Source organism: Bacteroides congonensis (genome assembly GCF_900130125.1).
In the GTDB taxonomy this organism is placed as follows: Bacteria; Bacteroidota; Bacteroidia; order Bacteroidales; family Bacteroidaceae; genus Bacteroides; species Bacteroides congonensis.
On the sequence record NZ_FQXY01000010.1, the window covers coordinates 811,381 to 835,237 of the forward strand.

The 23,857-nt window shown below is 43.9% G+C and carries 17 protein-coding genes; 7 read left to right on the top strand and 10 right to left on the bottom strand.

The window, feature by feature from the left end; all coding sequences use genetic code 11:
- Positions 1–14 precede the first annotated feature (14 nt).
- The 8 genes from BQ7997_RS14580 to BQ7997_RS14610 all read right to left on the bottom strand — a co-directional run bounded on the left by BQ7997_RS14580 (position 15) and on the right by BQ7997_RS14610 (position 10,130).
- The gene (locus BQ7997_RS14580; RefSeq protein WP_073347014.1) at positions 15–1,196 is read right to left on the bottom strand and encodes an Imm65 family immunity protein; all 1,182 of its coding nucleotides are present in this window, start codon (positions 1,194–1,196) and stop codon (positions 15–17) included.
- Positions 1,196–4,363, bottom strand: a complete 3,168-nt coding sequence (locus tag BQ7997_RS25915) for a DUF6443 domain-containing protein (protein WP_235817301.1) — start codon at positions 4,361–4,363, stop codon at positions 1,196–1,198. The genes BQ7997_RS14580 and BQ7997_RS25915 overlap by 1 nt, the downstream gene beginning before the upstream one ends.
- 4 nt (positions 4,364–4,367) lie before the next feature.
- The gene (locus tag BQ7997_RS14590; protein WP_139260914.1) at positions 4,368–7,445 is read right to left on the bottom strand and encodes a hypothetical protein; all 3,078 of its coding nucleotides are present in this window, start codon (positions 7,443–7,445) and stop codon (positions 4,368–4,370) included.
- Between the two features lie 143 nt (positions 7,446–7,588).
- Positions 7,589–7,684, bottom strand: a complete 96-nt coding sequence (locus BQ7997_RS25520; protein ID WP_005681936.1) for a smalltalk protein — start codon at positions 7,682–7,684, stop codon at positions 7,589–7,591.
- Positions 7,681–8,217: an N-acetylmuramoyl-L-alanine amidase gene (locus tag BQ7997_RS14595; protein ID WP_073347017.1), complete on the bottom strand. Its 537-nt coding sequence runs from the start codon at positions 8,215–8,217 to the stop codon at positions 7,681–7,683. Before BQ7997_RS14595 ends, BQ7997_RS25520 begins: the two co-directional genes overlap by 4 nt.
- 83 nt (positions 8,218–8,300) lie before the next feature.
- A complete protein-coding gene (locus BQ7997_RS14600) occupies positions 8,301–8,810 on the bottom strand; it encodes an HU family DNA-binding protein (protein WP_073347018.1) in 510 nt (169 codons plus the stop codon).
- 121 nt (positions 8,811–8,931) lie between these two features.
- On the bottom strand, positions 8,932–9,822 hold the full coding sequence (locus BQ7997_RS14605; RefSeq protein ID WP_044656637.1) for a DUF4373 domain-containing protein: 891 nt from the start codon (positions 9,820–9,822) through the stop codon (positions 8,932–8,934).
- A complete protein-coding gene (locus tag BQ7997_RS14610; protein WP_022138388.1) occupies positions 9,810–10,130 on the bottom strand; it encodes a hypothetical protein in 321 nt (106 codons plus the stop codon). Before BQ7997_RS14610 ends, BQ7997_RS14605 begins: the two co-directional genes overlap by 13 nt.
- 442 nt (positions 10,131–10,572) lie before the next feature.
- On the opposite strand from BQ7997_RS14610, the gene BQ7997_RS14615 reads away from it, so the two are divergent.
- Positions 10,573–11,286 (top strand): helix-turn-helix domain-containing protein, encoded by a 714-nt coding sequence (locus BQ7997_RS14615; protein ID WP_022138389.1) that lies wholly within the window; start codon positions 10,573–10,575, stop codon positions 11,284–11,286.
- A 189-nt stretch (positions 11,287–11,475) separates the two neighbouring features.
- Here the strand turns inward: BQ7997_RS14615 and miaB are convergent, their stop codons facing one another.
- Positions 11,476–12,849, bottom strand: a complete 1,374-nt coding sequence (gene miaB, locus BQ7997_RS14620; RefSeq protein WP_022138390.1) for a tRNA (N6-isopentenyl adenosine(37)-C2)-methylthiotransferase MiaB — start codon at positions 12,847–12,849, stop codon at positions 11,476–11,478.
- A 336-nt stretch (positions 12,850–13,185) separates the two neighbouring features.
- On the opposite strand from miaB, the gene BQ7997_RS14625 reads away from it, so the two are divergent.
- A complete protein-coding gene (locus tag BQ7997_RS14625) occupies positions 13,186–13,671 on the top strand; it encodes a ferrichrome ABC transporter substrate-binding protein (protein WP_073347019.1) in 486 nt (161 codons plus the stop codon).
- A gap of 260 nt (positions 13,672–13,931) precedes the next feature.
- Positions 13,932–15,431: a butyryl-CoA:acetate CoA transferase gene (locus BQ7997_RS14630; protein ID WP_073347020.1), complete on the top strand. Its 1,500-nt coding sequence runs from the start codon at positions 13,932–13,934 to the stop codon at positions 15,429–15,431.
- Positions 15,432–15,571: 140 nt separating this feature from the next.
- On the opposite strand, the gene dacB is transcribed toward BQ7997_RS14630, so the two are convergent.
- Complete coding sequence (dacB, locus tag BQ7997_RS14635; protein ID WP_073347021.1) at positions 15,572–16,978, bottom strand: D-alanyl-D-alanine carboxypeptidase/D-alanyl-D-alanine endopeptidase; 1,407 nt, start codon at positions 16,976–16,978, stop codon at positions 15,572–15,574.
- A gap of 259 nt (positions 16,979–17,237) precedes the next feature.
- Between dacB and BQ7997_RS14640 the strand changes: the two genes are divergently transcribed.
- The 4 genes from BQ7997_RS14640 (at position 17,238) to BQ7997_RS14655 (ending at position 23,855) form a co-directional block, all read left to right on the top strand.
- Positions 17,238–18,611: a hypothetical protein gene (locus tag BQ7997_RS14640; protein ID WP_097677824.1), complete on the top strand. Its 1,374-nt coding sequence runs from the start codon at positions 17,238–17,240 to the stop codon at positions 18,609–18,611.
- Positions 18,612–18,717: 106 nt separating this feature from the next.
- The gene (locus BQ7997_RS14645) at positions 18,718–19,281 is read left to right on the top strand and encodes an RNA polymerase sigma-70 factor (RefSeq protein WP_022138395.1); all 564 of its coding nucleotides are present in this window, start codon (positions 18,718–18,720) and stop codon (positions 19,279–19,281) included.
- 77 nt (positions 19,282–19,358) lie between these two features.
- Complete coding sequence (locus BQ7997_RS14650) at positions 19,359–20,504, top strand: FecR family protein (RefSeq protein WP_073347022.1); 1,146 nt, start codon at positions 19,359–19,361, stop codon at positions 20,502–20,504.
- Between the two features lie 33 nt (positions 20,505–20,537).
- Positions 20,538–23,855 (top strand): SusC/RagA family TonB-linked outer membrane protein, encoded by a 3,318-nt coding sequence (locus BQ7997_RS14655; RefSeq protein WP_073347023.1) that lies wholly within the window; start codon positions 20,538–20,540, stop codon positions 23,853–23,855.
- Positions 23,856–23,857: the final 2 nt, after the last annotated feature.

Genomic DNA, 23,857 nt, shown 5'->3' on the forward strand with positions numbered 1-23,857 from the left:
TTATCCCGAGCTTACTATGATTGCGAATGTTTATCCCTCCGTTTTCTATATACTCTCTCTGCATTTCTTTCAAAATTTTCTTCTGCTTCATTCCAAATTCTTTCTTTTTCCGCATCCTCCGTAGCCTCCCATTTATCATCCCAAAATCTAGAATTTATTATCCCCATGTCATTTTTGTCATATATGCCATGATTCAATATTCGCAAAGCAACCCCATAACCATACCTGGCGCTAAGCTTAAACCCGTAATTATCTACATCACAAAACATTATTTTCCTTTTCACATTCTCTCCGCCTATATCCAAAAGACAATAAGTGGAATTACAGAATAAATTATAGAGATATCTCCAACAGTCTTTTTCTGAAGCTATATTTTTAAAGAAACATTCTTGATTAGGAAGGGTTTTATATTTGGTTATTTTATATTCATCTGGTCCTAAAATAATAGGCAAAGAGTCTAAAAGCGATAAATAAAGGCTATCGTGATTATTTACAACGGCATAATGCTTCATGGATTCCAATGGTATACAGATGGTAGAATCAGTATTGTTCTTCAAATACATTTCCCCAATGATCTCTTTAATCAATGTACTCTTTGATATTTCATCCCAAAATATTTTTTGTTTTATGCTATCGGCATTATAATATGAAGAGAAATTATCTAGCTCGACATCATGAGAAATGATTCCCATCTGTACTGGTTCCTCTTTCACATATCCTGAAAAATAAGGCCATAATTCTTTTATATTAAAATATGTAACCCAACCCGGCTCAAGCAACGAAATTTCTATCAATTTCTTCTTCTCGCCACATTTGGAAACCACCAATATCCACGATTCCCCTCCTCCGCCTTCACGAGAAAGATTACCGGAGTAACCTGTCTGTTCTATCATTTCTTCTGCAGACATTGGGAATTCGTCCAATTCTATAAAACAAAGGTATCTGTCCTTATATTGAACGATTTTTGATGGATAATCAAATCCCCATGCCGGACAATCTGATGCTTGAATTTGATAAATATGATTGGAATCATTTATTGCCAGCTCATATAATATCACATACTTATTGACTATCAGTCCACTGTCTACCAACAGACTTGCTTGTTTTTTTACTGTCTGCTGAACCTTATCAAAGGTAGGCTGCATACAGCCTACCATAACAAATAAAAATATTAGATAAAAAAACGTATTCCTCATTACTTCATAAATTTATCATTTAACCTTTCCAACATCTCTTTACTCGTACTTATTATAAACACCTCATCTTCAATACGAGATCTTTTTTTATCATAAAACAAAAGTTCCTGTTCAGCTTTATAATAAATAGCACCGGTATTAATTCTCAAATTCCTCATGTCTGTATCAGAAGCTTCCTTATTGTACGGATGTGAATGAAGATCCACAACTTTATCACCTTTAACTCCCAACCTATTCTGCACGTCTGAAAAGACGCTGCTTTCTCTGCCGGAAGTACCCACAATGGCAGTTTTACTCCCCTGGTCATCATATACATCCAATTTCCACTCTACACCTGTATTGTCTGCACCAAATTTAAAGACAGCCACCGCATCATCAAGATTCGCTGTTGAATTGTAATATTCTATACCAGCATTCTTGTTCGACTTTTGTACAGCATACATTTCCGGAAGTAAACTCTTGTCGTTTACAACAATTGAGATTTCCTTATTTTTAGAATAAATCAGCCTATCATATGAAAAGTTGTTTGTTGAAGTTCTAAAAAGTTGCCCCTTATTATTTATTGTATAATCATCCTTACCATTCGGATCTACCCTCAACACCGGATTATTCTTACAATAAGCATAAGGACTCCAAGTGTAATATTTCTCACAGGATGGGTCTACTCCATTCCATCTACCCAACACCACATCATAATGTCTCGCCCCATAATCATACCAATCCAGCCCGCCTTTTCCGTCAAGCTCCTTGCCGTTATACTTGTAAGGCTGAACATCACCGTATGAAGCCATCAATCCACCGAACGGATAATAATCATTCACTTCCTCTATATTTCCATCTTCGTCAACAATCATACGGTTGTTTCCCTGATGGTCTTGGATAAAGTAATGATATCTATTATCATTCAAGGAGACATAACCTGCTTCCGTCAACAATCGAACCAGAACACCATTTTCATAGACCACATTGCCGCAGTAGCCTGTAACGGTCGTATCGTTTTCTATTACATGCGTAGTACGTAATTTCGTCCCGTTCGCATCATACAAGTAAGCAACACTATTACCATTCTCAAACTCAACCCGGCATGGCAAATTTAAACAATTATATTGGATATCAATGATCTTCTTATTTAAATCTTTCGCTAAATTACCGTTGGCATCGTAAACGTATTCCGTAAACGAGTGGGCTCCGTCATTAAATTCCATTCCGGAGGATGCAGCGGAAAGGATAACGTTGTCGGATACCGATTGTAACTGATTGCCGTCATAGACAAGATTCAGATTATCTACCAAACCATAACTATCTGTAGAAGTCCGACCGCAACGTAACAGGCCGAGAATATTCCCATTCCTGTCGTAATCTGTCACCTGTTCGTTAAAGCGGTTCGGATTGTCAGACAATGACGGTCCTTCACCATAAACGGCGTTCTTCAATCGAGAAAGTCCATCATACGTAAGCGTATACCCTTTGGTTATCAGAGAATCCGTACTCCATGTCATGCTGCTGATATTTCCATTGTAACAAGGATTGCCAATGCCATCCGTATAATGCAACGACTGTGAAAAATGAGTACCATTAACACCGGTAAGCCAGTCACGAATATTGTAAGTGTAATGATTTGAATACATACCGTTATGAAATAACTTCTCTGACAAACGTCCTAAATCATCGTAATGTTGTTCACTCATTACAATAGGAGTTCTGTCATCAATCTGATATTCAACCTTATCAAGGCGCTCTTCATAACCATAGGTATAACTATATTGCTCTGTATGTACCGCATTGCCGTGCAAGTGCTCTATTCGTACATGCAAAGGCTTTCCTGTATACGTATAATCAGTATGAATCAGATCATATTTCCCCCAATTATTAGTTACCTGAGACACAACACGTCCACGCAAATCATAATACAAAGCCTTGTAAACGAAAGAATCTACATCACTTCCTAATACACGGCTTACCGTTCCTGTCAAATATCCCTTAGCATTTATGGTCGCCGCAGGAAAATGAGAGGCTGAAAAACCTGAACGAGCTAAGAATTCATAACCATCGTAATAATTAGCAATATGTACTTCAGGCGAATTGAGTTCAATATTTGCTGTATACCCACTATGATCTATACCTTCCTCTCCATCCCAAACACAGGTTACGAGTGTAGAGACAATATCACCAAGTTGACCATTCGAACATACACCTTTTAATACCATTCGCTGAAAAACATCATAGAGATAAAAAGTCCATTTGGGAATAGCCTGTGAGCGCTGATTTCCATCCTGTGAAAAGATAAGTTTGTCAGACATGTCATAAATAAAATATTCCCATTCACATCCAGGAAGCTTCTTTGCAATACAACGGTTACGAGCATCGTATTTATAAAGAAATGCATACTTTTGTATAATTTCATTAGATTCATCCAATACCGAATCTTCCACCAAAACATCAGTAGCCATAGGAGGAAGCACAGAACGCAAATTGCCATAACTATCATAAACAAAGTAGGTATCAAAAGCCTCTTCGTTATCTAACTGCCTTGTCATTATTACACGGTCTCGCTTATCTCTAAACTCATACTGCAACTTGCCATCCTCATCTTCCGATTCCGTAACTAATAGCTCGCCATTAGAATATAATTGCCCAATATTTAATAGAATTAATTGGCGATCTTCTGTTGTAGTAATTGTCCGACATGGATAATCACTATTATTCGTCAGATATCTCGTCTTTTGAACCTTATCATTATTATGCCATTGAGCTCCGGCACCTATGTTTTTTACAGAGCGACAAAGAGGAGAATTCTCATAGGTAGTAAGCGAATAAGGTATCTCATCAGTTCCATAGTAATTCTTATATGCCGTTTTCAGCAAACTAGTAGGATAAATATTACCAAAGTTATAATTAACAATCACCGGCTTCCATGCTTTTTCCAATTGACTTCTACAATCATATTCATAATAAGTTATACGATCTTGATTAAACGGACCTACGTTTTGTTGAACATCTTCCCATAATCTCCCCCAATCATCATAATAGGAAGTATTAATAAGCCCCGTACCATCCTCTGAGGTTGCACTAGTTGTTCTCAAATAATTAAAATCAGATTGTGCATAACTTTGCATTGTAGGGTATAGCAACCCCATAAAAATAAATAGTATATATAGTTGTTTCATGATTTTATCGTATGCTATAATTATATTCATAAGATTGAACCATACGTTCTACTCCTTCTTCTTTAAATGCAGTCTGTATCAAACGACCGAAATCGTCATAATGAAAGCAAGTAGTAAATCCGGAGGGTTCTATCTTTTCTATCATTCCCACCAATGGCTTATACTTATAAATAGTGATATGGGCCGATTTCAGTTGTTCCTTCAAATAAATTAAAGTTTCCCAATCACCTGCTGAAGGTTCGCTTTTATAAGCCATATTTTCCAAGGTCGATGAAGATATATAAGCATAAATATCTTCCAAAGAGGCATTTACAATTTCTGCAATTGGATATTTATGCTCGTAACTCCAGATATAAGAAACTTTCACTCCATCAAGACGTGTGTATTGCAATAAATTTCCGCAAAAATCATACTTATCAAATGTAAATTCTAAACGCATCTCTGCTCCATTAGAATGAAATAAGCTATCAGGATATACGACATGATCAGGAAAATGATAACGCCATCTCTCCGTTTCTATTTGATTTTCTTTATTAACCTTCTCTACAATGGTTTGTAACATATTGCGATTATAAAGATAGCTGTTAACAGCAGGATAGGTAAACCATTCTTCTTTTTGACTATTATTTCCATAATCGGTTATTTCTCCTTTCACACGACCTATTGAATCATACTCGTAACTGGTGGAAACAACTACAGGGTTTTGTCCATCTTGGTCATATTGCTTTAGTGTATAAGAGACAGGTTTCTCTTTACAATATTCAATATTATAAAAACCAGAATCGAATATATAAGGAATAATTTTATAATGCTCATAATTACTTGGAGAGTTACTTTGTCCTGGATAATTTTCAAAGAATATTTTTTGTTTTGCATGAAGCCCCTCCCTTGAGGAACGCTCCAAAATAGAATATTCCCACTGTTCGTTTTTGACCATTACACTATCCTGATTGTAGACTGTACGAGATAATAATCTAGGCTCTAATCCAAACCGATATATTTGTACATGCTCTCTCCCATAACCAACATAGTTATCTACATGAAACGTCCCATTAGCTTTAAAATTTGGCATGGAATTTTCATAGCTAAGTTCATATTCCGGTAATTGTCTAAAATATTGAGACTCTGTTTGCCCAATGTAAGCTTGAGTTGCCTGATCATATTGTTTGGTTATTACCTTATCATAATATATCTTCATAAATAGACCTGCATTCATATCCAAAGGGTTACCTCCATAAACTTTTATAGACTGAGAGGTTCCTAAAAGATAAGGTTCTGGTTGACCAAAAGTATTAATATAGGTTGAAAAATAGTGATATTCTTCAGCAAAGCATCTTTTAAAATCAGAGAAACCACCTGACAATACACCATTACCGTAGAAAAATTCAGTAGTAACAGGTTTTTCTCCTTCAGAAATAATCTTTTTAATTCGCAATCCTCCACCTTTTATTCCATTCCTATATTCGTTGCTCTCATAAAAATACCGGGTTATTCCTCCAGTTGGATATTGAATAGACTTCAATGAGAAGTAATCTGGAACCTTATCAATTACTGAGCGATTGTATCTCCGAATACCATCATACATATCACCTAATTTCATTTTCGAAACTATCCAACCGTTAGATATGGTTGATACTATTTGGTCATTATTGAATATGGTATCAAAAAATAAATCACGATATGAACCATCTACTTCATTTTCTCTATACGGATCTTCTTTGTAATACCCCCAAAGATCAGGAAAAGAGCCACTACCAGCAGGGGCATCATTATACCCGAATTTATATTTTTGTATTGGTTTATCCATGCCATCTTTTATTGAAATCGAAGACAACAAACGATGCCAAGGCTTTAAATCCGTAGAGTCATCAGCATTTTGAGGAGAAAGCCCATAATCAAATGATATCACTCTGAGATACTTCCCACTGTTTTTGTCTTTTACAGTTATTTTTGTCAAGACATATTCACCGCAAACAGAAGGAGTATATTCCCCATGGTCAAAGCAAGAATATTTTCTACCACGAGTAAATGAAACCATAACTTGATCTGTCTCAATTGAATTAACAAGCAAAAGATCGGAAGGCTTGAAATAATCAGCCTGATTATCCCATTTCAAACCATGCCAAGTAATGAGATTAGGATTCATAAACAATGGATAATTTAGCGAACAATGTTCAGATGCATCTGTCAATGTATAAGACTTAGCCAAATAACGTGCTGTATAAGCTTGATATTGACCATACTTAAATAATACATTCTCATTATAAGGGGATTGTATACTTGACAAAGCCCATCCGGTTGTTACATTATATCCAAGTTTTGAATCATATACAACTTCTCCTGCAGCACCTGACATATCTGAATAACCAAATAAATAGGAAAAGCCATTACCATCAGTAATATCTATATGACGCAGGCGGGTATCATGAAATAGCCTTACCTTATCCGGATTATCACTCAAAACATCTACTTGATGCGTTTGCCTGTCATTAATAATAAAATGACCACTAGTGGTAGGAGCTATATACACAAATTGGTCATATTCACTATCTTTCAAGTGTGGTTTCACATGTGGTTCCACATCCTGAGCTTCTGCAGGTCCCAAGCAAACACTTGCAACAAGCGAATCAGTACTATAAGAAGAAGTACGATGGAGCAAACGGTCATGAAACAATTCACTATCATAAAAATCGTATTCATCATCAGGCCGACCATAAATGGTACGACTAACTCGATACCCACCGGCATTAATACTCCAACCTGCCCCAATATCTCCATCGAATTGCTTATATTTGATACCTGAAGCATGATAAGACAACATAATAGGAATCTCCAGTCCTTTAATCTTAATTGTATACAAAGGAATATTGATTTCGGGTAATCCGTTATATTCCGTCACTCGATGATTAATATACTGTTCAAATATTTGAGATTGTGGAGAGGGAGGAATCACAACTGTATGCGGTTCTGCAAAAATATTACGCTCTCCACTGACTGTCCTCGCATTAGAGACTCTTTCTTGAGCATTTACTACAACACAAGAACTCAGTAAGAAAAAAAATAAAAAACTTAAATATTTCATATACAAATAAATATTTTATTAATAATTGAAGGGGATTTAAGAGACCAATAGTTGATCTCAATTTACAAGACAACCAACATCCATAAAATAGTTTTATATAAATATTTGCTTTCTTATAATCCCCTATAAATCAAAACACTCTCTTACAGATTCATCGCATTAGCGCCCAAAACGCCAGCCAAAGCCGAAGCCACTGCGATAACCACTTTCAGGATCATATCCCATACTGATTTCTTCATTGCCATAATTTACCTCCTTTCCGTTCTTTAATTTGTTGTGTTACTCTGTGTTCTTCCGTGTTCTCCGTCTGTGCCGGGAATTCTCCGAACTCCTTGAATTCCTTCGCCACATCGAAGCACGGGCACTGTTTAATCCACTCTTCCGGTTCTATCTCACCGTTTCCGTTCAAGTCCGGCGAGAGGTCGCGGTGTCCGCACACCCGGCAGCCGGGAAATCTCTCTTGCAACTGCCCGACGAGCAGCCGGAGCGTGGAACGCTGTGCCGGAGTCCGGGTGTCTGCCGGGCGTCCCCGGCAGTCCAGACCACCTTCATAGCAGATACCTATCGAGTGAGCGTTGAAGCCTTTTACGTGGGCTCCGATGCGTTCGAGGGGACGGGTGAGGTGCAACGTTCCATCCTTGCGGATGTAATAATGATAGCCTGTTCCGTTGAACCCGCGACGCCGGTGCATCAAGTCTAAAGCTTCCGGTGAGAGTGTAGAATCTCCCCGCGTGGCGCTGCAATGCACCACGATTAAGTTGATAATTCGCATGTCAATGGATAATTAGTTTACTAGTCTAGTTAAAAACTCCGTTTAGTCAGTCATTCGTGTTTGTGTCGCGCCATGCAGACAGTTTATGCTGCCGGATCCGGGTCGGGGGTTTCCCCGCCATCACCGCCTGAACCGCCACCATCGGGTTTACCGTCATTTCCGCCACCCGAGGCCGAAGTATCGGCAAGGTCGAAACGGACACACTTGGCGCCTGTCACCAAAGAGCGGGTAGCCGTAGTACGGTCAGGATTCTTGGTGTAATTGGGCAGGAAGCGGACGGTAAGGGAAGCTTGGGCAGCCGATACTTTTTCCGGCAGCTCCACACCTTTGCCGTTGGACTTCATCACCATGCGGAAAGTTCCGAAGCCGTCGAGCGTTACACTTTCCGATGCTTGCAGGTGCTGGGCAGCCACTGTCACTAGGTTATCAAGCGTGTTCTTCACGTCACCTGTGGAGAGAGACGAGTAAGCCGCTATCTCTTTGGCGAGTTGGGTGGTTGTCACGTTGGCCGTGTATATCACACGGGGATGAAATAGTTTCTTTTTGTTCTTGTCTTCCAGAACCGACTGGAAGGGTTTGTACAATACTGGCATAAATGTAATAGTTTTTTGTGTTAATAAATTAGTTTAGTTTTGTCCTCAAGCTTAATGACACTGTAAAGATACGGGTATTTTTCAGACTGACCCAATCATTTTTTCAAAGTGCGTTCATAAATTAATTAATTACGCTCAAAAGATAATGTCCCGGCAATTTGATTTTCCCGTTACTCCCCCGGATGCTGCTGAAACCCTTCCACACCGGGTGTCCGATAGCTCCGAAATTGCTTTTCAGGATAATGGCGTATTGCTCGGAAGGTGGAATCTTGTAAGAGCGAAGGTTATCCAGCAGTCCCTCGAAGTTACGCTGTATGCCGTCGCACGGTGGTTGCAGATTGTCGATGTCTTCCTGCGTCATCACCTTCCTTCTTTTCAAATTTTTTCCTCCGCCGTTCTCTCCTTGAGGAGAGTCAGAGAGGTGGTTTAATTTGTTTTCCTTTGTTTTTGTTTGTTTTTCTTTGTTTTGTGTACCCGATGTCGCAATTTCGGCTTCCATTGTTACAGAACTGGTGCTTGATGTTGCAGAATCAGCAGTTGATGTTACATCATCGGCTGTTTTGTTATCAGTATCATCCGCACTGTTTTTGCTGCTTTGAGAAGATTGGTAGGACGCAAGCTCCTCTGCTTCCAACAGGCAGTAAGCCGGTTCTATCAACGAACTGCTACGGCGCTTAGTGATAAAGAGATACTGCCGCTGAATGTCGGCGGAAGTCAGGATGCCATACTGCCGGTAAAGACCGGCATCAAACAGCCCGCATTCCACGGACAAGGCGATGATACGTTTCACATCGTCCATATCCGTACTGTAAAGGCCGTCCGTCAGTTCGTCGTAAAACTCATCATTGACAGAGATGTAATACCCTTTTCCGGCATAGATGTAGGACAGCGTTTCTACCAACGTGGCAAAAGCAGCGTCGCCTTCACGTTTCATGACACGACGCACCATGCGGTCGTGCATGAAACTGGTGCTCATGGGGAAATAATCCAGTCCCCGTTTTATTCTTCCCATAGTACGCGTAGTTTTTCCTTTTCCTGTTTCCGGCGGATACTGTCCGCCACCACCTGCCGGGCATGGCGGATGAGGAACATACGCAAAGCGTAATCCTTCACCTCGGTTATCACCGGATAGGAAAGGGGTTTGTTTTCAAATGATATACTTTTATCCTGGTTGCGATGTCTGCGTGCGTTTGCCTTACGGCATTCTTTGCAGTAGTTGTCCGTAGTCCGCGTACGCTGGTTCATATAGAAGGCTTCCCGCGGAAGCTCCCGCTTGCAACATCCGCAGATGTGCAGAGATTGGTTCATCAAGGTTTCCATACTGCTTTTCCGTTTTTATAGTTTTCATATTTAAATTTCTGTTTGTATATTGGAGATATATGGCTTGCGCGCAGGACATATAGTTGCTGTATATTGGAGATATATCGGCTGCACATTGGATATATAGATGCTAAACGCAGGATATATAGATGCTGCAAGCGGACTCTATATTGCTTCCGTCCATCCGGCACGGCTTCCTTAGAAAGGCGGTGGATGAGGTTTTTTGCAACCTTTCGTAAACTTTTTGCGGTTTCTCATGGTTTTTCTATTTTAAATTTATAATTTTGAAACATATTTCTGATTTCTTCGCTACAAAGATAAAATAGTTTTCATAAAGAAAACAAATAGTTTTAGAAATTAATTTTAAAAAAGTAGATAACAGATTATCAATGAGCGATTAGCGAGTTTATGAATTTTTACATCAAAATTAAACGATAATAGAATGGATACATTTCTGGATGTTACAGGAATCGTGAAGCGTGCCAAACAGGCTCTGAACTTCAAGAACGACAGTGAATTAGCTGAATATTTAGGTGTTTCACGTGGCACAGTATCCAACTGGTGTGCACGAAACAGCATAGATTTCCGCTTGCTACTCAACAAATTGGGAAACACGGTGGATTACAACTGGCTGCTGTTAGGAAAAGGAAGTCCGAAGCACCAGCCGAGATTCTGCGAAAGCGAACTGGCACAGGGAGAAGTGGAGATTATACACAATCCTAAAACAGTGGAACCGGTAGACGACCGGAGTGTGACGTTATATGACATCACGGCGGCGGCAAATCTGAAAACATTATTCGTCAACAAGCAGCAGTACGCGCTGGGGAAGATATTGATTCCGAATATTTCCGTCTGTGACGGGGCGGTGTATGTAAACGGGGACAGCATGTATCCCATACTGAAATCGGGGGACATCATCGGATACAAGGAAATCAGCAGTTTCGACAATGTCATTTACGGGGAAATATATCTGGTGTCGTTCATGATTGACGGAGACGAGTATCTGGCGGTGAAATATGCGAACCGGTCGGAGAAGGAAGGGTGCATCAAACTGGTGAGTTACAATACGCATCATGAGCCGATGGATATTCCGTTCGCGTCCATCAATGCGATGGCAATCGTGAAGTTCTCGATTCGCAGGCACATGATGATGTAAAGCTCACCACAGATTATCACAGCTCACACTTTTCACCACAGATTACACAGATTCACACAGATTTTTCATTTATTCCTGTCTCTTTATAAGACTGTTTTAAATTTGGCAGTGCCGGAAACCGGAATAACAAATCTGTGTGAATCCGTGTAATCTGTGGTGAAGTTTCTTAGTGAAATTCTGCGATGGAATTTACACCTCTTCCCCTTTCAGCGTAGCCGAACTGGCTTCGGTGATGCGTACATTGACAAAGTCACCGACACGGTGCGTACCCCTGTCGAACACGACGACACGGTTCTGCTCAGTACGGCCGAACAGTTGGTCGCGCGAACGCTTGGAGACACCTTCCACGAGGACTTCATACGTCTTGCCGATGCAACGCTGGTTGGATTCGGCGGACAGACGGTTCTGCAAGGCGATAATTTCATTCAGGCGGCGTACTTTCACCTCTTCGGGCACGTTGTCTTCGAGATGTTTCGAAGCATACGTTCCCGGACGCTCGGAGTATTTGAACATAAAGGCGGCATCGTATCCGCACTCTTCCATCAGGGAGAGGGAGAGGGCATGGTCTTCTTCCGTTTCAGAATGAAAACCGGAGAAGATATCCGTTGTCAGTCCACAGTCGGGGATGATGCGCTTGATGGCGGCTACACGCTCGAGATACCATTCGCGGGTATATTTGCGGTTCATCAGTTTGAGGATGCGGGAACTTCCGCTTTGTACGGGCAGATGGATATGCTTACACACGTTGGGCACTTGTGCGATGACTTCCAGTGTTTCGTCGCTCATATCCTTCGGATGAGAGGTGGTGAAACGGATGCGCACGCCCGGAGCGGTTTCGGCAACGGTACGGAGAAGCATCGGGAAGGTGACGGTTTCGCCTGTCGGCTTCTCAAAACGGTAGGAGTTGACGTTCTGCCCCAGCAGGGTGACTTCCTTATAGCCTTTCGCAACGAGGTCTGCCACTTCGTTGAGGATACTTTCCACATCACGGCTACGCTCGCGTCCACGGGTGTAGGGAACGATGCAATAGGTGCAGAAGTTGTTGCAGCCGCGCATGATGGACACGAATCCGGAGATGTGGTTGCCGCAGATGCGCGAGGGAATCACGTCCCGATAGGTTTCGGTGGTGGAAAGTTCCACGTTGATTGCCTTCTCGCCGGTTTCTACGGCGGCAATCAGGTCGGGCAGGGTGAGGTAGGCATCCGGGCCTACTACGAGGTCGACATGATGATTCGTAATCAAATCATCCTTCACCCGTTCGGCCATACATCCCAGTACGCCTACAATGAGGTGTTTCTTCTTTTTCTTCAGCGAGTGGAAAAATTCCAGGCGGTTCAGGATTTTCTGCTCCGCATTGTCGCGGATGGAGCAGGTGTTCATAAACACGGCGTCGGCTTCCTCAAGCGTTCCGGCTACGGAGTATCCCGCCATTTGCATCACTGAGGCAATCACCTCGCTGTCGGCCACGTTCATCTGGCAGCCGTAGGTTTCGATAAACAACTTTTTGTTGTCTTCGGTCGTTTCAGTTGCGGATTTAAAGTCCGCTCCCGTTAATTCGTTCATATTCAAATTATAAATTAAAGATTCGGGCGCAAAGATACGGCTTCGCTTCCAATAAGTGGTAAAATGGCACAAAAATTACGCAAAATCTTATGGTTTAGCATGCTAACTTGTAATTTATGTTAATGGAGTAAACATTTTCCGGGTGCTTCCTTGGTAATTTTAAATTTATTTTTCACATTTGTGCAATGAAAGAAACATTAGATTTTTTCATAGTTAAGGTTTAGGTTAAAAAAATTAAGGGGAGCTGTGAAGCTGCCCTTTTTTCATAATAAAAAGTTAGCCCGAACCGGATTTTATGTGTAACTTTGGCGGATTACTAATTAGAAGTGAAACACAATGGAAGATTTCTTGAAATTTCTCTTGATAGCAGGTGTCATTCTTGTGGGAATATTCAAAGAGGTGAGTAAGAATAGTAAATCAAAAAAAGCTACTGACAAACGCCCCGTTCCCCCGATATCATCACCCACCGAAATAGAGCCGGATGCTGTTCCCATGCCCGAAGCGTGGAGCAGACCCAAGTCACTGGACGAATTACTCCGACCGATACCTGTCGAGCCGCCGACTTCCAAAAGATCTTCGCAACAAGCTTCCAGGCAGACACCGAAGCAACAGCAGCAGAAGAAGAAGAAGAAAAAAGAAGAAGTGTCCGTTGCCGCATCACTGGCAAACAGTGCCGCTCAGGATGAGCTGAACAGCAGGCAAGGTTCTCATTATAACGCTCCTCACGAATCATCAGATAACAACGAAGACTTCACAATCCACTCGGCGGAAGAAGCGCGACGGGCTATCATATGGGGAGAGATACTTCAACGGAAATACTGACGGGAATTGAAATCATGAAGGTTTATTTCAGACACGGATTACACGGATTACGCTGTTGTTTTACATAATCTTTTCCGGAAACCGTGGAAACAGTGAAACTTGTGGAAACAATGAAACCGTGAGAACAGTAAAGCTCGTGAAAACAGTAAATTCACTAAAACCGTGAAATCTGTGTAATCCGTGCCTAAGACCTCCGGCAATAAAGCAAATTATTAACTTATTAGATATCAACTGTATTTTAACACGAAATTGTACTATTTATGTCACTTAATCGTATTTCGGCAGCAGAAGCTGCAAGCCTTATCAAACATGGCTACAACATCGGCCTGAGCGGGTTTACTCCCGCAGGAACGGCCAAGGCTGTTACAGCGGAACTCGCAAAGATTGCGGAAGCGGAACATGCCAAAGGAAATCCATTTCAGGTAAGTATCTTTACGGGCGCCTCTACCGGAGAGTCTTGCGACGGCGTGCTGTCACGCGCGAAAGCTATCCGCTACCGTGCCCCTTATACCACGAACTCTGATTTCCGTAAAGCCGTGAACAATGGAGAGATTGCCTACAACGACATACACCTCTCACAGATGGCACAGGAAGTGCGCTACGGGTTCATGGGCAAAGTGAACGTAGCCATCATCGAAGCCTGCGAAGTAACTCCCGACGGAAAGATTTACCTGACTGCCGCCGGCGGTATCTCCCCGACTATCTGCCGTCTTGCCGACCAGATTATCGTGGAACTGAACAGCGCGCACAGCAAATCCTGCATGGGACTGCATGACGTGTACGAACCGCTCGACCCACCTTATCGCCGCGAAATACCTATCTACAAACCGAGCGACCGCATCGGACTGCCATACATCCAGGTAGACCCGAAGAAAATCGTAGGCGTAGTGGAGACAAACTGGCCCGACGAAGCACGTTCTTTCGCCGATGCTGATCCGTTGACCGACAAAATCGGACAGAACGTTGCCGACTTCCTCGCTGCGGACATGAAGCGCGGCATCATCCCGTCTACTTTCCTTCCGTTGCAATCGGGCGTAGGAAACATCGCCAATGCTGTGCTCGGCGCGTTGGGACGTGACAAGACGATTCCGGCATTTGAAATGTACACTGAGGTGATTCAGAATTCCGTAATCGGACTGATTCGCGAAGGACGTATCAAGTTCGGCAGCGCTTGTTCGCTGACTGTGACAAACGACTGTCTGGAAGGTATTTACAACGACATGGACTTCTTCCGCGACAAGCTGGTGCTCCGTCCGTCGGAAATCTCCAACAATCCGGAAGTAGTTCGCCGTCTCGGCGTTATCTCTATCAATACGGCTATCGAAGTCGACTTGTACGGTAACGTAAATTCAACCCATATCGGCGGCACGAAGATGATGAACGGCATCGGCGGCTCGGGCGACTTCACCCGCAATGCTTATATCTCTATCTTCACTTGTCCGTCTGTGGCCAAGGAAGGGAAAATCAGCGCTATCGTGCCGATGGTATCCCACCACGACCACACGGAGCACGATGTCAACATCGTCATCACCGAACAGGGTGTTGCCGACCTACGTGGCAAGGGCCCGAAAGAACGTGCGCAGGCTATCATCGAAAACTGTGCGCATCCCGACTACAAACAACTGCTTTGGGATTACTGCAAACTGGCCGGCGGCAAGGCTCAGACTCCGCACGCTATTCAGGCCGCACTCGGCATGCATGCTGAATTGGGCAAGAGCGGTGATATGAAGAATACGAATTGGGCTGAATACGTGAAGTAAATAGAACACAGGATATACAGAATCCTGCCCTATACAACTATAATTGTATTCTCTGGTAAACAAAATCCATGTGTTTTTGTATATTAGAGAATACAATTTTCTTTTTATATAATCTCAAACCATCGACAGAAGCATCCAAGTTATTTTCCGATAATCACCTCGCAGACCTTATCCTGGAATGCCCTTGCCTTAGCAGCCGAGAGCACATTCTGGTTCATAATGGCAAAGGCTACTTCATGCCCATCCTTCATCCGCAGGTAGCCTGCAAGCGCATTGATGGCAGTGAACGAGCCTGTCTTGGCATGCACATTCCGAAAGACGGGCGCACCCTTCATCCTGTTTTTCAATGTGCCGTCCACACCGCCTACGGGGAGAGACTTATAAAGTTTCTGAAAGATTCCCGTCCGCGAATACGCATATTTCAGGAAATCGACCAACAGGGCGGGAGAGAGGTAATTATAATTGGAGAGTCCGCAGCCGTCCGCAATCTTATAGTCCTTCGGGTCGTGCCCCAGGCGGCGGATTAACTTCATGATTTCTACGATTCCGTCTTCGGCAGCCACCTGTTTCTTTCCTGTGGCCTGTGCGCCAAGGCGGCAGAGGAATGCTTCCGCATTGAGGTTGTCGCTCTCTTTCATCAATTGGTTCAGGACTTTCTGCACCGATGTATTCCATCCTGCCATTCGTTCCACAGGGACGCTGTCACGCGGCAATTCTGCAAATGCATAAGATTGGGGGGCAATGATCCCTTTTGCGTGGAGACGTTCGAGGAAAGTGTGCATAAAAAAGCCGGGAGAATCATAGATATTGATATTATCTTTCCTGATAGAGGCGACATTGCCCGAAACTACGAGATTGTTCCCGTTTGTCAGCCAGTCTCTTGTGAAAGAGAACTTTCCGGCAGAGGAAGTTCGTGTTTTTGTCCGGTTGGCCAGGGTATAATAGGAAGAGACAGGCCGGCAGGAAACGCTTGCCGTATCTCCTTGCAAGGTGGAAGGAACCACAGAGATTTCTACGGTTCCCTTGCAGAACATGAGCGGGGACAAATAAGGTTGATAGCCCGCAGGAGTATCGTCCCATGCCCATCCATGCCCCCAATAGAGAGAGTCTTTCATCGAAATATCACCATACACCTGCCCGTTAATCACGGAAAAAGGGAAAGTGACTACCTTTTCTACCAACGAATCCATCGCCTGACTGTCAAATTCGGGGTCGAATCCACCCACTACATACAGATTGCCTTGAAGGGTATCATGATCTATCACACCATCGTGCCATACTTCCGTACGGAAAGGCTCGTTCGCGTCGGGACGGGAAAGGGCGGTAATAGCCGTCAGTAGTTTCATGGTAGAGGCAGGGCGGGAGAGTTTCTCCGCACGATAATTGTACAACGGCTTCTTTGCCGTCAGGTCATAAACGGATATGCCGACTTCGGATGCTTCGGGAAGCATCTTCTTGATAAGCGAATCTATCTCCGAGAAATCTCTTTGCGCCCACAAAGGCAGCAGGCAGACGGACAACGTGAGTAATAAAAGAATCTTCTTCATACATTATTCTTCATACATTAATATACGTTTAGAGACAATTGCCTGCAAAGCTATCCAAAACATACGATGCGGCAAAGCAGCGGCAAAGAAAATGTTTAGAAAAGTTTTGCATTTCAAAGTAAATCCATACTTTTGCTGCCACCAATACTTCTGACAGTGTATTGACAAACATCCACTGAATAACCGCCGGTAGGGGCAACAAGGCAGCTGAACCAAAGTAAAATCAATATATAAAAAGCAAAATGACACTATGAAAACTATGAATGTTATGCGCAACGCCGCCTTATGCGGACTGCTCTTCTGTCTGGCAACAGGAAGAAACACTGTCACCGCCAACAATGCGGGCAAGGACAACACCGCACTTCTCAACTATTTCTCCGCCTGCCTGACATCACCAGACAAGAATCACACCTTCGAAAAAGGGAAACAATTCAGCCTTGCGAAAGTGGAACAATACCGCCAACTCGTATGGGACGCATGGCGGACAGCGAACGAACGTCTGGACGAAGAGAAACTAATCCCGCTACAACCCCTGTCCGACAAGACATGCAGCCAATGGAACCTTCCCGCCGAACTGGAACCGAAAGCCGTGATGCCCTACTACTGGGGTACCAAGGGCACTACGAAACCCGATGAAGGCTATCCGCTGTTTATCTATACGCACGGGTCGGGGCCGAAAGCCGCAGAATGGGACACGGGACTTAAAATATGCCGGATGTTCGACGACGCACCGTCCGCCTACTTCATTCCGCAAATCCCCAACGAAGGAAACTACTACCGCTGGTGGCAGAAATCCAAGCAATATGCCTGGGAGAAACTATTACGCCAATCGTTAGTATCCGGGCACATCAATCCGGACAGAGTGTATATCTTCGGCATCTCCGAAGGCGGATATGGCAGCCAGCGCCTTGCTTCTTTCTATGCCGATTACCTTGCCGGAGCAGGCCCCATGGCAGGTGGAGAGCCCCTGAAGAATGCGCCCGCCGAGAACTGCGCCCATATTGCTTTCTCCCTGAGGACAGGAGCCGATGACCGTGGCTTTTACCGGAATATCCTCACAGGCTACGTGAAGGAAGAATTTGAACGGTTGCAAGCCCTGCACCCCGGGCTATACACCCATCAGATAGAACTGATTCCCGGCAAAGGACATTCAATCGACTATCGCCCGACTACTCCGTGGCTGAAACAATACACCCGCAACCCTTATCCGAAATACGTCTATTGGGAAGATTTCGAGATGGACGGGCTGCACCGTAAAGGATTCTACAACCTTTTCGTCAAAGAACGTCCCAACGACGACATCAATGCCCGTACCCGCTACGAAATGACCGTCACAGGCAACCACATCACATTGAACGTGGACAATGTCACCTATGAAACGGCTCAAAAAGATCCGAGATGGGGCATTGAAATGAAGTGCAAGAAACATTATATACCTGCCGACAAAGGAAAAGTAATCATCTACCTCTGTGATGAACTCATAAATCTGAAGAAAGAGATTACTGTCACGGTAAACGGAAAACAGGTTTTTCAGGGAAAAATAAAGCCGAACCTTAAAAACATGGCAAACAGTTGCGCCGCTTTCTCCGACCCCCGACGTATCTATCCTGCCGCCATTGAGGTGGAACTGTGAGCCGGCAAACAAGAAGAACAGCAAAAATCCATAAAAAACGGGAGAATTTATTCAAAAAGTTCTTTCTTTATAAAGAAATAAGTATTTTTGTTTCAAATATTCTCCAATGAGAACAAATGAGCAAAGACATATAGACAATATTGCAGACAAAGGAGTGCGCAATAGAAAAGACCTTGATGTCTTTTTTAATCAATACTACGCTGTTTTCGTCTCCTTTGCCTGCCGGTATTGTCTGAACGAAGAGGAAGCGCGCGACATTGTCCAGGATGTATTTGTCAGCTTTTGGGAACAGCGGATGAATTTCACTTCCATTCTCACAATCAAGGCTTTCTTCTACCGCTCCATTTCCAATCGTATCCTCAACTACCTGAGACATGAAGAGGTGAAAAGCCGGTATGCGGAGAGCCAGCTGAAAAAAATACAAAGTGAAGAATTCATTCTGGAAAGCGTTATCCGGGAAGAAGTCTCCTGCATGATACACAAGAAAATCAAAGAGCTTACCCCGCGTGAACAGGAAGTTATCCTGCTTTCTCTCCAAAATAAGTCAAATCAGGAAATAGCAGATCTGCTCTCACTATCCGTACCTACTGTTAAAACACATAAAATGCACGCATACGCCCGCCTGCGTGCAGAACTGGAAGAATTAAGATTTCTACTGCTTATTTTATAAAAAAACAACTTTTACTTCATACTCATTCCAAGGTTGCGTGTTTTTAAGATATAACAACTCTTAATTTTTCACCGTCAATGGATATAAATAAGTATAAAGAAAGCATACAGATTGCAGAAGAAATCAGCAAGGAAATCTGCACAGGCAAGGACTCGACTTCCCGACTAGTGAAAGAGTGGAAGAAGAATTCTGCCGGGTTGCATAAAGAATTACAGCAACAGCAGAAGTTGGCCGAAGAGATGAAATTCCGTGATTCCATCGAACTGGAAGGCCCCTTGCGCAACATACACCAACGTATCTCTCCATCACGGAAACTCTTCATCCGCACATCCGGCATAGCCGCCTCTCTCATACTGGCTGTTGCCCTGACCTCTTTATGGCTATGGCAGAAAGAGGAAAGAGAAGCTGTCCGATGGGCATCCACCGTCCCCGGAAAAGAACCTTCTTCCATCATCACCTGCGACAACAGGGCGGTGACATTAAAAGAAAACCGCCTGTCTGTGGTCGACAATCAGCTTATCAGCAGCACAAGCGACGGCAAGAAAGATATTACGATCACCGTGGAACAAGACTTGCAACTCAACAGGCTCGTCGTACCGGCAGGAGCCGAACAGGTACTGACTCTGGAAGACGGGACTATTGTACAGATAAATGCCGCTTCCGAATTATTATTCCCCACTCATTTCACAAAGCAGGCAAGGCAGATCCAACTGGCAGGAGAAGCTTACCTGAAAGTGAAAGCAGATAAAGAAAACCCGTTCATTGTCCACCTTGGAATTTTGGACGTACAAGTAACCGGAACTGCCTTCAATGTCAAGGCTTATGAAGAGGAGAACGAAATAAGCATTGCGCTTGTTGAAGGTATAATCAGCGTCTATAAAGAAAAGCAATTGTTGGCAGAATTACTTCCCGGACAACTGTTCACTTTCCGGAAAGACGAACAGGAATATACGGTGGCCGACACCGACCTCTCAACTGTTACCGACTGGACAGAAGACCAATTCATTTTCTATAATGAAACAATTGAGAATATCATGCATAAAATATCACGCTGGTACAATGTAAACATCAGCGTCGACGAAAAAATAAAAAACGCACGCTACACAGGCATATTGTCGCGCAAACAGCCTCTTGTCAAAATACTGGATGCTCTCCGCATGACCGATGAACTTGAATTCGACATACAAGCCGATAAAAAAATAGATGTAGAAAAAAAGAATTAACACCCAAGTCTAACTTATAAAAAAACGAAAAGCATGAGAGAAAGGTTTATTTTACAAGGATTAGTGATGCTGATAGCTTTCACATTATCCCTCGCGACTCCATTCAAGGCATACGCGCAAAGCGGGCAGAAGGAGAGAATCACAATCACGGTCAAGCAGAAACCATTGGAAGAGGTATTGAAGAAACTGAGCAAGGAATACAACTACCAGTTATTCTACAACAATTCATTGGTGAAGGGAATCCGTGTATCCGTCTCCATACAAAAGGCCGGAATAAATCAAACGATGGACGTGCTACTGGCAGGAACCGGACTGCAATATAGTATCAAGGAGAAAACGATCGTCATTACCACAATCCCTTCCCGGAATACCGCAAAAGAAAAGAAACTGCTCAGCGGGCGTGTGGTGGATAAAGAAGGGAGAGCTATTCCGGGAGTAAACATTTTCACAGGCGACAAGACACAGGGAGCTGTCAGCGACATCGACGGCAATTTTGCATTCGCCAGTCCGCTGAAACACGGCACACTGCTGAACTTCACTTCCATAGGCATGAAGCCGCAACACATCGTGTATGGCGGAGAAAGTACCTTGAAAATAGTGATGGTAGAGGATGTCAACGAACTGGAAGCAGTTGTCGTCACCGGTGTGGTAAACAAAAAGCGGGAAAGTTTTACCGGCTCGGCTTCCACATTCACTGCCGACGAGTTGAAAGCTGTCGGTACGCAGAATGTCATTTCCAGTTTGAAGACATTGGATCCGGCATTCAATGTATTGGAAAGCGGAGAATTCGGCTCCGACCCGAACCGGATGCCGGACATTGAAATCCGTGGAAAATCCAGTCTGATCAGTACCCGCGACGAACTGGCAGAAGACCCTAACCAGCCGCTGTTTATCCTTGACGGCTTCGAATCCTCATTAGAAGCTATCTACAACCTCGACATGAACCGGGTTGCTTCCATTACAATACTGAAAGACGCCGCCTCTACCGCCATCTATGGTTCCAAAGCATCGAACGGTGTTGTAGTAGTGGAAACAATCAGGCCCAAATCCGGAAAACTTCACCTTACCTACAACGGTTCGGCAAATATATCATGGGCAGACCTCTCAAGCTATAATCTGATGAATGCTTCGGAAAAGCTCCGGTTCGAACAAATGGTCGGAAGATATACCTCATCGACCCCCAGCCAACAAATCGAACTGGATCAGTTATACAATAATAAACTGGCAGACGTAGCACGGGGAGTAGATACTTACTGGCTTGCAGAACCACTACGCACCGGCATCAACCACCGCCACTCACTATATGCGGAAGGCGGAGAAGGCGCATTCCAGTTCGGACTGGGACTTTCATACAACGGCATCACCGGTGTTATGAAAGAATCTAAACGCGACAACCTCAGCGGGAACATCGACCTGACTTACCGCCTCAACAAACTACAGTTTGTCAACAAGTTCTCTATGGACAACACGGCTTCCGGCAACCCGATCGTCGGCTTCTCCGAATATGCGGGCGCAAACCCATACTACATGAAATATAATGAAGACGGAGAGGTGGAAAGATGGCTTGAATATAATGACTACGTAGAAGCAGGCAACCCTCTGTACAACGCGGCACAAAACAGTTATAATAAAGGGAAATCCCTCTCCATCTCCGACAAGTTCATCATGGAGTATACTCCGATAACGGCAATGAAAATACGTGCGCGTTTCGGAATTACGCATACCAACAGCAATACGGAAGCTTTTACCTCACCCCTCGACAGCGATTACTCGAAGGTGGATTTTACCAAGCGCGGTTCATACAATTATGGCGAAACGGAAAGCAACAAGTATGAAGGAGAACTGACGGTAACCTACGGCAAGACTTTCAACAAGGCGCATCTTGTCAACATCGCCGCCGGAGGATACCTGTCCCAACTCGACTCCAAATCACATGGATACGCAGCCGTCGGATTTCCGGTAGGAGACTTCACACTGCCTTCATTTGCCAATGGTTATCCGGACAACGGAAGCCCCAGTTATTACGAAAACACTTCCCGTTCGGTAAGCGCCTACGCTATCGGCAACTATGCCTTCAACAACCGCTACCTGCTTGATTTCAGCTACCGTGTCAACGGTTCATCCGTATTCGGGACAGACAAGCATTACATCGGAACCTGGGCAGTCGGCCTGGCATGGAACTTGCACAATGAGAAATTTGTTTCTGAGAACATCGACGGCATCTCCATGTTCAAAATCCGTGCCTCTATCGGTAATCCCGGCAACCAGAACTTCTCTTCATCGTCTACCATCACCACTTTCCGTTATAACTTCAATTCATTCAATTATTTCGGAATGACTACGTCACTCGCACAGTTAGGCAATCCGGATTTGGAATGGCAGACCACTATCGACCGGAACATCGGTTTCGACATCACAATACTGAACGACCGCCTGACTTTGACCGGCGATTATTATTACAAGACCACCGACCCGCTGCTAATCGGTATCGACATGCCTGCCTCTACCGGAGCAACCGGCAATGTCATCTATAAGAACTTCGGTAAACAAACGACCAAAGGTTTCAACGCGCAAGCCACCTATTACATCATCCGGCAGATGGACAAACGCTTCTGGTGGTCAGTCAGGGGAACGCTCCGCCACGGTTCAAGCGAACTCAACGGGATAGGCAACCGGCTGGAATCCTTTAACACATCAGGCAGGGAAGGAGATCAGAACGGGCAAAACAAATCTACCAAGCGTTACTTTGACGGAGCCGACCCTGATGCCATCTGGGCAGTCCGTTCCGCCGGTATCGACCCGGCAACCGGACGCGAAATCTTTATCAAAAAGAACGGCGAACTCACCTACGACTTTTCATATGACGATGAAGTGATCATCGGCAGTAGCCGTCCTAAAGTAGAAGGTGTTCTCGGCAGCAGTTTCTCATGGAAAGGATTCTCCATGAATTTCGATTTCCGGTATCGCATGGGGGGATACTCTTTCAATTCCGTATTATACAACAAGGTGGAGAACATCACGACAAGCCAGCTAAAGTATAATCAAGACAAACGGGCACTCTATGACAGATGGCAGAAACCGGGAGACATTGCCAAGTTCAAGAATATCGCCGACTCACAATCTACTCCAATGTCTTCACGCTTCGTGCAAAAGGACAATACACTGACACTGGAATCATTGCGTGTAGGATACGAATTCAAGCCGGAAATTGCCCGTAAAGTGGGAGTCAGTTCACTGAGGCTGAATGCTTACATGAATGACATATTCCGCATTTCCAGTATCAAGCAGGAACGCGGTACTTCTTATCCGTTTTCACGTAGCGTATCTTTCAATCTTTCATTAACTCTATAAAA

What these genes read in the sequence shown, in the direction of transcription:
- BQ7997_RS14640 (WP_097677824.1), top strand. Translation starts at nt 17,238, where the DNA reads ATGAATGTTATGCGCAACGCCGCCTTATGCGGACTGCTCTTCTGTCTG.
- BQ7997_RS25915 (WP_235817301.1), bottom strand. Translation starts at nt 4,363, where the DNA reads ATGAAACAACTATATATACTATTTATTTTTATGGGGTTGCTATACCCT.
- BQ7997_RS14615 (WP_022138389.1), top strand. Translation starts at nt 10,573, where the DNA reads ATGGATACATTTCTGGATGTTACAGGAATCGTGAAGCGTGCCAAACAG.
- dacB (WP_073347021.1), bottom strand. Translation starts at nt 16,978, where the DNA reads ATGAAGAAGATTCTTTTATTACTCACGTTGTCCGTCTGCCTGCTGCCT.
- BQ7997_RS14605 (WP_044656637.1), bottom strand. Translation starts at nt 9,822, where the DNA reads ATGGGAAGAATAAAACGGGGACTGGATTATTTCCCCATGAGCACCAGT.
- BQ7997_RS14610 (WP_022138388.1), bottom strand. Translation starts at nt 10,130, where the DNA reads ATGGAAACCTTGATGAACCAATCTCTGCACATCTGCGGATGTTGCAAG.
- BQ7997_RS14625 (WP_073347019.1), top strand. Translation starts at nt 13,186, where the DNA reads ATGGAAGATTTCTTGAAATTTCTCTTGATAGCAGGTGTCATTCTTGTG.
- BQ7997_RS14630 (WP_073347020.1), top strand. Translation starts at nt 13,932, where the DNA reads ATGTCACTTAATCGTATTTCGGCAGCAGAAGCTGCAAGCCTTATCAAA.
- BQ7997_RS14600 (WP_073347018.1), bottom strand. Translation starts at nt 8,810, where the DNA reads ATGCCAGTATTGTACAAACCCTTCCAGTCGGTTCTGGAAGACAAGAAC.
- miaB (WP_022138390.1), bottom strand. Translation starts at nt 12,849, where the DNA reads ATGAACGAATTAACGGGAGCGGACTTTAAATCCGCAACTGAAACGACC.
- BQ7997_RS14580 (WP_073347014.1), bottom strand. Translation starts at nt 1,196, where the DNA reads ATGAGGAATACGTTTTTTTATCTAATATTTTTATTTGTTATGGTAGGC.
- BQ7997_RS14650 (WP_073347022.1), top strand. Translation starts at nt 19,359, where the DNA reads ATGGATATAAATAAGTATAAAGAAAGCATACAGATTGCAGAAGAAATC.
- BQ7997_RS14655 (WP_073347023.1), top strand. Translation starts at nt 20,538, where the DNA reads ATGAGAGAAAGGTTTATTTTACAAGGATTAGTGATGCTGATAGCTTTC.
- BQ7997_RS14590 (WP_139260914.1), bottom strand. Translation starts at nt 7,445, where the DNA reads ATGAAATATTTAAGTTTTTTATTTTTTTTCTTACTGAGTTCTTGTGTT.
- BQ7997_RS14595 (WP_073347017.1), bottom strand. Translation starts at nt 8,217, where the DNA reads ATGCGAATTATCAACTTAATCGTGGTGCATTGCAGCGCCACGCGGGGA.
- BQ7997_RS25520 (WP_005681936.1), bottom strand. Translation starts at nt 7,684, where the DNA reads ATGAAGAAATCAGTATGGGATATGATCCTGAAAGTGGTTATCGCAGTG.
- BQ7997_RS14645 (WP_022138395.1), top strand. Translation starts at nt 18,718, where the DNA reads ATGAGAACAAATGAGCAAAGACATATAGACAATATTGCAGACAAAGGA.